The sequence below is a fragment of the Desertihabitans aurantiacus genome (assembly GCF_003344635.1).
Lineage (GTDB): Bacteria > Actinomycetota > Actinomycetes > Propionibacteriales > Propionibacteriaceae > Desertihabitans > Desertihabitans aurantiacus.
Window position 1 is genome coordinate 1 of sequence record NZ_QPKK01000165.1, and the last position, 9,078, is coordinate 9,078.

Here is a 9,078-nt window from a genome sequence, read left to right on the forward strand (position 1 = left end):
ACCGCCGCGCCCGGGCCGGGGCGGTCGACTCCGCGGTGGATGTGCTGCGCCGCGCCGCCGCGGCCGGCGCCGAGGTGGTGGTGGACTGGGTGACCGCGGCCGGGGAGAGCACGACCAGCCGGGCCACCCCGCTGACGGTGACCTCCGGCGCGGTCCGGCTGCGGGCGTCCGGGCAGGTGGTCAGCGTCCCGCTGGCCCGGGTGGTGGCGGCCCGGCCGGGCGGCTCGGCCGGGCGTTGACTCCGCGGAGCAGAATGGACGTCATGCCTGCTGAGCCCACCCGCCCTCGGAGCCGCGCGTGAACGGCCCCCTCGTCGTCCAGTCCGACCGCACCCTGCTGCTCGAGGTCGACCACGAGCAGGCCGACGAGTGCCGGATCGCCATCGCCCCCTTCGCCGAGCTCGAGCGCGCGCCCGAGCACATCCACACCTACCGGCTCACCCCGCTGGGTCTGTGGAACGCCCGCGCCGCCGGCCACGACGCCGAGCAGGTGGTGGACGTGCTGCTGAAGTACAGCCGCTACCCGGTGCCCAGCGCGCTGCTGGTCGACGTCGCCGACACCATGGACCGCTACGGCCGGCTGCGGATCGAGAAGCACCCGACCCACGAGCTGGTGCTGGTCTCCTCCGACGCGGCGGTGCTCACGGAGGTCTGCCGCAGCGCGAAGGTCAAGGGCCTGCTCGGGCCCAAGATCGACGCCGAGACCGTCGCGGTGCACCCCTCGGAGCGCGGCCACCTCAAGCAGGTGCTGCTCACCCTGGGCTGGCCCGCGGAGGACCTGGCCGGCTACGTCGACGGCGAGAAGCACCCGATCGAGCTGGCCACCGACGGCTGGCAGCTGCGGCCCTACCAGTCCCAGGCCGCCGAGGGGTTCTGGGCCGGCGGCTCGGGCGTGGTGGTGCTGCCCTGCGGGGCGGGCAAGACGATCGTCGGCGCGGCCTCGATGGCCAAGGCGTCGGCGACCACGCTGATCCTCGTCACCAACACGGTCTCGGCCCGGCAGTGGCGCGACGAGCTGATCCGGCGCACGACGCTGAGCGCGGACGAGATCGGTGAGTACTCCGGCTCGCGCAAGGAGATCCGCCCGGTCACCATCGCCACCTACCAGGTGATCACCACCAAGCGGAACGGCGTGCACCCGCACCTGGAGCTGTTCGAGGCCCGCGACTGGGGTCTGGTGATCTACGACGAGGTGCACCTGCTGCCGGCCCCGGTGTTCCGGATGACCGCCGACCTGCAGGCGCGGCGCCGGCTCGGGCTGACCGCCACCCTGGTGCGTGAGGACGGCCACGAGGGCGACGTGTTCTCCCTGATCGGGCCCAAGCGGTTCGACGCCCCGTGGAAGGACATCGAGGCGCAGGGCTGGATCGCACCGGCCGACTGCGTGGAGGTGCGGGTCACCCTCACCGAGGAGGAGCGGATGACCTACGCGATGGCCGAGCCGGACGTCCGCTACCGGCTGGCCGCCTCGGCGGAGTCGAAGATGAGCGTGGTGGAGGACCTGGCCCGCCGCCACGAGGGCGTCCCGCGGCTGGTGATCGGGCAGTACGTGGACCAGCTGGACGAGCTGGCCGAGCGGCTCGGGGCCCCGGTCATCAAGGGCGACACCACCACCCGGCAGCGCGAGAAGCTCTACCAGGCCTTCCGGGAGGGCGAGATCGACCTGCTGGTGGTCAGCAAGGTGGCCAACTTCTCCGTCGACCTGCCCTCGGCGCAGGTGGCGATCCAGGTCTCGGGGGCCTTCGGCTCACGCCAGGAGGAGGCCCAGCGGCTGGGCCGGTTGCTGCGCCCGCAGGAGGGCAAGTCCGCCCGGTTCTACGCGGTGGTCTCCCGCGACACCGTGGACGCCGAGTTCGCCCAGCACCGGCAGCGGTTCCTGGCCGAGCAGGGCTACGCCTACCGGATCATCGACGCCGAGGACGTCCCGGCCGAGCCGACCGCCTGAGCGCACCGGCCGGCGGGGGATCACCCGCCGGCCGGGCTGCTCGTTCAGGCGGCCCGGACCAGACCGAGCCGGGTGCTGCTGACACCGGGGAAGACGGTGGTGGCGCTGAGCTTCTGCCGGCGCTCGACCACCTCGGCCAGGATGGTGCGGTAGTCGGTGGTGCCGGCGAGGTCGCCGTCGACCAGCGCGGAGGCCGACAGCCCGGGCCACCGCCCGTACACCTTGCCGCCGTTGACGCCGCCGCCGAGCACCATGGCGAGGTTGCCGTGGCCGTGGTCGAGGCCGCCGGAGGCGTTCTCGGTGAGCCGGCGGCCGAACTCCGACAGCGTCACCACGGTGACGCGGGACTGCTCGGCGCCGAGGTCGTCGTCGGGGTAGACGGCGCCGGGGCGTGGGGTGTGGCCGGCCTCCTTCCTCGCGGTGGTCGTCTGCACCGCGGCGAGCGCCGCCCGGGCGGGGGCGCGCACCGCCTCCGGTGCGGCGGCGTTGAGGGCTGTGAGGGCGGTCCGCCAGCGCTGCAGGTCCTTGGCGGTGCCGGCACCGGGGAGGGTGAGCTGGTCGACGCTGCGCAGGCCCAGCTCGTTGAACGGGCCCTGCAGCGACCGCGGGGCGTGCCCACCGCCACCCCGGTGAAGGTGGACGGCGCGGTGGTGGAGCCCAGCATGCGGTCCAGACAGCCGGTGCGCAGGCTGGAGCCCGGGGGCGCGTTCTCCATGTCCTCCATGGCCCTGAAGTGGCTGCGGCTGGGCGAGGTCTGCCCGACCGCGTGCACGAAGGCGAGCTGCTTGGCGTCCCAGAGGGCCTTGAGCGGCTTGAGCGAGGGGTGCAGGCCGAAGGTGCGGTCGAGCATGAGGGCCCGCGACTGCGGCAGCGCGATGGTCGGACGGGCCTTGGCGTAGGCGGCGTCGGCCACCGGGGCGACCGCCGACAGCCCGTCGAACCCGCCGCGCAGGCTGAGCACGACGAGCACGTCGCCGCGGTAGCCCGGGTCGGCCCACCTCCCAGTGCCGCCACGACAGCCGCGGGAACCGCTTGGCGAACGCGTCCATCTCGGGGTCGGGCACCGAGCTGGGCTTGATCTGGGCCTCCAGCCAGGCCTTGGTGCCGCTCTTCCTGACCTCGGCGTCGAGGGCGCGGGTGGGCCCGAAGGTGGCCCGGCGGAGCAGGTGCAGGACCGGGACGTCGACCGCGGGGGCGGCCTCGGCGGCGGTGGTGGTGGAGAGCGCGGAGGCGCCGCCGACGACGGCGGCCGCGGCCAGGCCGGTGAGCAGGTGGCGCCGCGCGGACCCGGCCGGTGCCGGGGCAGGGGGCATTGTCTCGGGAGCAGTCACGAGGACGACCTCTCGGTGCGGCGGGGCTGGCGCCCCGCGACCCCCGTCCACGAGTGGTGCCGGGGAGAGCGTCAGTTGCCGATTCGGCGAACTCCACCGGCGTCACCAGATCATGACAACGCGACGCGATAGCGTCGGGTCATGCGCACGACCCCGACCGCGCGGGCGGGGCGCCGGTGAGCACCCACGCCGAACGGGTGGCGGCGGCCGCCGACTTCGACGCCGCACGCGCCATCCGGTTGCTCTCGGACCTGATGACCCCGCGGATGGCCGTCTACTGGACCGACCTGTGCCTGTCGGCGCTGGTGGGGTGGTCGGCCTTCGCGGCGGTGGTGGTGCTGACGCCGGGGACGCCCTGGGCGGCGCTGCTGCTGGGAGTGGCGGTGGTGGCGATGTACCGGGCGACGCTGTTCATCCACGAGCTGGTGCACTTCCGCCAGCGCGAGCACCGCAGCCGCTTCGGGCTGGGCTGGAACCTGCTGGTGGGGTTCTGGCTGCTCATCCCCTACTTCATGTACGAGGGGCACTCCGAGCACCACAGCCGGCGGCTCTACGGCACCGCCGGGGACGCCGAGTACGTGGCCTTCGCGCGGATGTCACGCAGCGAGATGGTGAAGATGGCGCTCAGCGCGCTGGTGCTGCCGCTGTTCGGGCCGGTCCGCTTCGGGGTGCTGGCGCCGGTGTCGTGGCTGGTGCCGCGCACCCGGGAGTGGGTCTACGCCCGGGCGTCCACCATCAAGATCGACGTGGAGTACCGCGGGCACCCGCCGAAGCCGTCGCAGCGGACGCGCTGGCTGGTGCAGGAGGCGGTCTGCTTCGTGCTGGTCTGGGCGGTGCTCGCCCTGGTGCTGACCGGCGTCCTCTCCCCCGTGGTGCTGCTGTGGTGGCTGGCGCTGATGGTCGGCGTCGCCGGTCTGGACACCGCGCGGCTGCTGGGGGCGCACCGCTACCTCGGCAACGACTCCGAGGCCAACCTCGTGCTGCAGATGATCGACACCATCAACTACCCGCGTTCCCGGGTGGCCGGGCTGGTCTGGGGCCCGGTCGGGCTGCGGCTGCACGCGCTGCACCACCTGGTGCCCTCGCTGCCCTACCACGCCTACCGCGAGGCGCACCAGCGTCTGCTCACGCAGCTGCCGGCCGGGTCGGCCTACCACCTGACCGAGTCCCCGGGGCTCCTGCACTCCATCGGCGAGCTGTGGCGGGCGCCGCGACCGGCCGACCGGGCCGAGCCGGCCGCCACCCGGCACGCTGAGCCGCGCGGCTAGCCGATCTGGTCGCGGGCGACGTCGCGCGGGTCGGACCGCTCCGGTGCACCGGACGGCTGGTGGCCAGCGAGGTCGGGGCGGTAGCGGTCCAGGTGCAGCAGCGCCAGCACGACGGCGCCGGCGAAGGCGAGCGCGGCGACCAGCGCGACCGGCCGGTAGCCGACGGCCCCGGCGGCGAACAGGGCGACCGAGCCGGTGAGGAAGCCGACCACCTGGGCCGGGGTGTTGACCAGGGCGTAGTCGGTGGCGGCCGTGCCCGGGCGGGCGTAGTCCATGTGGACGGTGTAGAGGACCGCGGAGAGGGCGCAGAAGCCCAGGTAGTAGACGGTCACCACCCAGATGACCACCGCCCGGTCGGCGTCGGCGAAGGCGGTGACGACCAGGGTGAGGGCGGCCAGCACGAGGACGACGCCGCTCACCACGACGGTGCGGATCCGGCCGGCGTGGCGGACCAGCAGCCCGCCGAGCAGCCCGCCGACCATCCCGGCGAGGCCGGTCAGCACACCGGTGACGAAGGCCACCTGCGCGGGGGTCCAGCCCTGGTCGACCAGCGCGGGTGAGAGCAGCGCGGTGACCATCCCGGCGGCCCCGATGACCAGCGGCACCACCAGCAGGGCCCACCGCGCGGCGCCGGGCTGGCGCAGCACCGTGCCGAGCGCGGCGACCGCGGTGCGCAGGTCCGGCCGCACCCGGGCGGCCACCGCGGGCTCGCGGAGCAGGACGATGTTGGCGATCGGCAGGGCGGTGACCACGGCGAGGAAGAGCATGGCCGCCGACCAGCCCCACCAGTCGTAGACGACCACGGTCAGCCCGCCGCCGAGGAGGTTGCCGAGGTAGCCGCCGAGGACCTGCAGCCCGTTGGCCAGCCCGCGTTCGCGACCGCGCATGACCAGCAGGGCCAGGGCGTCGCTGGCGGTGTCCTGGGTGGCCGACAGCATGGCCAGCAGGATCCCGAGCACGACCACGGGAGCGAGGTTGGACAGGTCGTCGAAGGGCACCATCGCCAGGATCACCAGCACCATCAGCGGCTGCAGCACGAGCAGCCAGCCCCGGTAGTGCCCCACCACGGCCCAGCCCCAGCGGTCGACCAGCGGCGCCCACAGCACCTTCAGCGGCCAGACCAGACCGGCGAGCGCCAGCCAGCCGAGGACGTCCAGGCTGTAGCCGTTGTCGCGCAGCACCACCGAGAGGCCGGTGCCGAGGAAGCCGACCCCGACGAACTGGGTGACGTAGAGCCCGGTGACCAGGCTGTTGCGCTGCCAGGCGCCGAGCGTGCTCGGCTCGACGACCCCGCCTCCGGAGTCCTCCGGTCCGGTCGGTGCTGCTGGCTGGCTCATGGCTCCCCCTCAGATGCTGAGGTGAGGCTAGCCTGACTCGCGGTTCCGCGTCGCCCTCGCACGTCGGTGACCGGCGGAGGAGCCGCTCAGGACTGGACGGCGCGGATGTCGTCCCAGGTGTCGAGGTCGACCGCCTCCAGTCCCCGCGCCGGCTCGACGTGGAGCCGGAGCCCGCCGAGGACGGCGCGGGCTGCCGCGTCCCGGCCGTCGGAGCTCCCGAGCGCCCGCCGCAGCGCCTCGGTGCGGTAGGCCGCCGACAGCCACTGCCGACGTCCGTCGGTGTCGGCCAGCACGGCCCCGTCCAGCTGCGGGTCGGCCGCCAGTGCCGCCAGCAGCCGGGGCAGCGCACCGGCGACGAACGGGGCGTCGCAGCCGAGCACCACGGTGACCTGACCCGGCGTGCGGCCGTCGGCGAGGGCGGCCAGCCCGGCGACCAGCCCGGCGACCGGACCGCCGGAGGGCGGAGACTCCAGGGTGCGGCGCACCCCCTCGGGCAGCACCAGCGTCTCGGGCGCCACCACCACCGCGGCGTCGGCGCCGGTGACGGCACCGAGGACGTGGTCGACCAGCCGGCGTCCGCGCAGCTCGACCTCGGGCTTGCTCGCCCCGTCCAGACGGCGGGCGCGCCCGCCGGCGAGCACCAGCGCGTCGTAGCCGGTGGGCACCTCGACCGGCACGGTCGACTCCTCCTGGCGGCCCAGCTCCACGACCGCGCCGCCGGCCCGGCCGGCCTCGACCAGCGGGACCAGCTCGGCCGGCCAGATCCAGGCGGTGGTGGTGGCGAGCTCGGCCAGCGGCCACCAGCGGTGCTGCTGGATGGTGAGCTGCTCCTCCTCGGTGTGGCCGGCGATGTCGACCTGGAAACGGTCCAGCTCGAGCAGCCAGAACGACTCGGTCTGGATGACCACCTGGTCGCTGTAGCCGTGCACCACCTCCCGCCGGGCCACCGGGCCGACCAGGCGGTCGGCGGTGACGACCAGCCCGGTCTCCTCGGCCAGCTCGCGCACCGCCGCCTCCAGCTCGCTCTCCCCCGGGTCGATGCCGCCACCGGGAGTCATCCACCACGACACCCCGGGGACGCCGGGATCGGTGTCCTCGAACAGCAGCACCTCCTCACCGGCCGCGGACCGCCCGACCACGAGGACGCGCACCGCCCGCCGTCGCAGCTCGTCGCGTTCGGCCGGCGGCACCGGGACGAAGGTGCGGTAGCGCTCGCTCACCCGGCCAGGCTAGTGGCGCACCGCCTCCCGGCGACCGGCCTCTGCCCACCGGGATCAGACCCGCACGTGCGGGGCGATCTCGGCGTAGGACTTCGGACCGATCCCTGACACCTCCTGCAGCTCCTCGACCCGGCTGAACCGGCCGTGCTCCTCCCGCCAGGCGAGGATCTTCTGCGCCGTCACCGGCCCCACCCCGGGCAGCTCCTCCAGCTGCGCGGCCGTGGCGGAGTTGAGGTCGAGCAGCTGGCCCGTGCCGCCAGCGCCCGACCCGCCGGCGGCACCACCGCCACCTCCGTCCTCGCCCACGGCTCCGGGACCGCGGACCTCCGAGTCCTCGCCCTGCTCCGACACGTGCACCTGCTGGCCGTCCTGCAGCGGCTGGGCCAGGTTGAGCTCGCCCGGGTCGGCGTCGTCCTCCAGCCCCCCGGCGGCCTTGATCGCGTCGGTCACCCGCGACCCGGCGGGCAGTTCCACCACGCCCGGCTCGCGCACCGCCCCGAGCACGTGCACCACCAGCGTCGGCACCGGGGTCGGGCTGGGGCTCGGCGCGACCGGGGCCGGGCCACCCTGCTGGGCCTCGGGGGTGACCGGTGTCGCCGTGACCACCGGGACCGGGTCGGCGCGGGCGCGCAGCAGCAGGAACGCGCTGAAGGCGACCGCGAGCGCGAGCACGGTGGCCAGCACGGCGAGGTGTCGTCGGGTCAGCCGCGGGATCGTCACCCGGACCGCGCGGTCGTCCTCGGGCGCGGTCGTCCACCGGCCTTCCTCCGTCGCGACCCGTCCCGCGCTCGTCCCTGCTCGCCCGTCGTCGTCGACACCGGACCGCTCCACCCGCCCGGTCGGCCCGGACCGCCCGACCCGTCCGGACGGGTCGGGAGAGCCGGGTGTCTCCGCCGGGTCGGGAGGCAGGTCGAGCGGCTCGGTCGGCTCGTCCGACCCCGGCCAGGACCCGCGCGGGTCCGCTGACCGCGCCCAAGGGCCGGGCACATCTGCCGACTCGGACCAGCCGGTCACCGACGCCGGCCTCTCGGCGGCGGCGTCGGACGACCAGATCAGCGTCTCCACCCCACCACCCGGTCGACGAGCCCCCTCCGCCGCCCCGCCGCGGGCGCGGCCGCGACGCGGTGGACCCATCGCCTCGGCCAGCACCGGGATCGGCAGCCGGCGACGGGCCGAGAGCACGGTGGCACCCTCGACCGGCGGACGGTCCGACGACGATGTCGCGGCCCCGGACAGGATGGCGTCCAGCCGGGCCTGCACGTAGTCGCTGCGGGCGGACTCCCCTCGACCTGACATGCCGGCACCGTTGGCGGTGGAGGCCGGTGCGCACGCCCGACGGGCGCACCTGTGGACAACGCCCCGACCCGTGCCGGGCCTGGGGACGACGGGTCAGCCGACGAGCCGCAGACCGACCCGCAGCGCGACCGGTTCGGTCTGGCCGCCCACGTGGCGCACCTCCTGCTCCCCCGGGAGCACGGTCAGCTGGCTCGCGTGGTGGCGCAGCGCCTCGACCACGGTGGCGTGGTGGGTGGAGAGGTCCCACCACTCCGCGTCGTCCGCCTCCCGGTGCACCAGCACCTCCACCATCGCCAGCCCGGTCCGGCGCGCCGCCTCCCGGGTGGCGTGGTGGCAGCGGACGTGGTCGGGGTGGCCGTAGGTGCCGCCGACGTCGTAGCTGACCAGCACGGTGGGACGGACCACCTCGACGTAGGCGCACAGGTCGTCCACCACCTCCTCCAGCGCGGCGGAGGTGAAGGAGCGGTCGTCGGCCGACTCCGCCGGTCCCGCCACCCCCGGCGTGACCCAGCGCATCCCGGAGTCGCGGTAGTCGCGCGCCGACCCGCCCGGCACCCGGGCCGGCGGCTGGCCGAGGAAGGCCGAGCGCTGCACACCGAGCGCGGCGAGCGCCCCGGCGAGCTCGGCCTCCCGCGCGCGGGAGAGCTCGGGGCTGCCCTCCGCCGCGTCGACGGTGCCGGGC

Annotated in this window: 8 protein-coding genes and 1 pseudogene; 3 read left to right on the forward strand and 6 right to left on the reverse strand. The window is 75.0% G+C overall.

The window, feature by feature from the left end; translation table 11 throughout:
* Both DVA66_RS13255 and DVA66_RS13260 read left to right on the forward strand, forming a co-directional pair.
* Nucleotides 1–239 (forward strand): hypothetical protein (locus tag DVA66_RS13255; RefSeq protein ID WP_157973987.1); only part of this gene is annotated, 239 nt, incomplete at its 5' end.
* A 58-nt stretch (nucleotides 240–297) separates the two neighbouring features.
* Nucleotides 298–1,944 carry a DNA repair helicase XPB gene (locus DVA66_RS13260; RefSeq protein ID WP_114560514.1) on the forward strand — a complete coding sequence of 549 codons (1,647 nt, stop codon included), beginning with the start codon at nucleotides 298–300 and terminating at the stop codon, nucleotides 1,942–1,944.
* A gap of 44 nt (nucleotides 1,945–1,988) precedes the next feature.
* Here DVA66_RS13260 and DVA66_RS21305 read toward each other — a convergent pair whose 3' ends face one another.
* Nucleotides 1,989–2,411, reverse strand: coding sequence for a DUF1501 domain-containing protein (locus tag DVA66_RS21305; RefSeq protein WP_198671741.1), 423 nt, complete (start codon nucleotides 2,409–2,411; stop codon nucleotides 1,989–1,991).
* A 474-nt stretch (nucleotides 2,412–2,885) separates the two neighbouring features.
* Nucleotides 2,886–3,257: pseudogene (locus DVA66_RS22105) on the reverse strand (DUF1800 family protein); the annotation flags it as partial.
* Between the two features lie 194 nt (nucleotides 3,258–3,451).
* On the opposite strand from DVA66_RS22105, the gene DVA66_RS13270 reads away from it, so the two are divergent.
* Complete coding sequence (locus tag DVA66_RS13270; protein WP_114560515.1) at nucleotides 3,452–4,543, forward strand: fatty acid desaturase family protein; 1,092 nt, start codon at nucleotides 3,452–3,454, stop codon at nucleotides 4,541–4,543.
* Here DVA66_RS13270 and DVA66_RS13275 read toward each other — a convergent pair.
* The 4 genes from DVA66_RS13275 to DVA66_RS13290 form a co-directional block, all read right to left on the reverse strand.
* Nucleotides 4,540–5,880 carry an MFS transporter gene (locus DVA66_RS13275; protein ID WP_114560516.1) on the reverse strand — a complete coding sequence of 447 codons (1,341 nt, stop codon included), beginning with the start codon at nucleotides 5,878–5,880 and terminating at the stop codon, nucleotides 4,540–4,542. The genes DVA66_RS13270 and DVA66_RS13275 overlap by 4 nt on opposite strands.
* A gap of 86 nt (nucleotides 5,881–5,966) precedes the next feature.
* Nucleotides 5,967–7,100 carry an NTP transferase domain-containing protein gene (locus DVA66_RS13280; protein WP_198671742.1) on the reverse strand — a complete coding sequence of 378 codons (1,134 nt, stop codon included), beginning with the start codon at nucleotides 7,098–7,100 and terminating at the stop codon, nucleotides 5,967–5,969.
* A gap of 54 nt (nucleotides 7,101–7,154) precedes the next feature.
* Nucleotides 7,155–8,396, reverse strand: coding sequence for a helix-hairpin-helix domain-containing protein (locus tag DVA66_RS13285; RefSeq protein WP_157973988.1), 1,242 nt, complete (start codon nucleotides 8,394–8,396; stop codon nucleotides 7,155–7,157).
* A 93-nt stretch (nucleotides 8,397–8,489) separates the two neighbouring features.
* Nucleotides 8,490–9,078 (reverse strand): PIG-L family deacetylase (locus DVA66_RS13290; RefSeq protein ID WP_114560518.1); only part of this gene is annotated, 589 nt, incomplete at its 5' end.

What these genes read in the sequence shown, in the direction of transcription:
- DVA66_RS13285 (WP_157973988.1), bottom strand. Translation starts at nt 8,396, where the DNA reads ATGTCAGGTCGAGGGGAGTCCGCCCGCAGCGACTACGTGCAGGCCCGG.
- DVA66_RS13275 (WP_114560516.1), bottom strand. Translation starts at nt 5,880, where the DNA reads ATGAGCCAGCCAGCAGCACCGACCGGACCGGAGGACTCCGGAGGCGGG.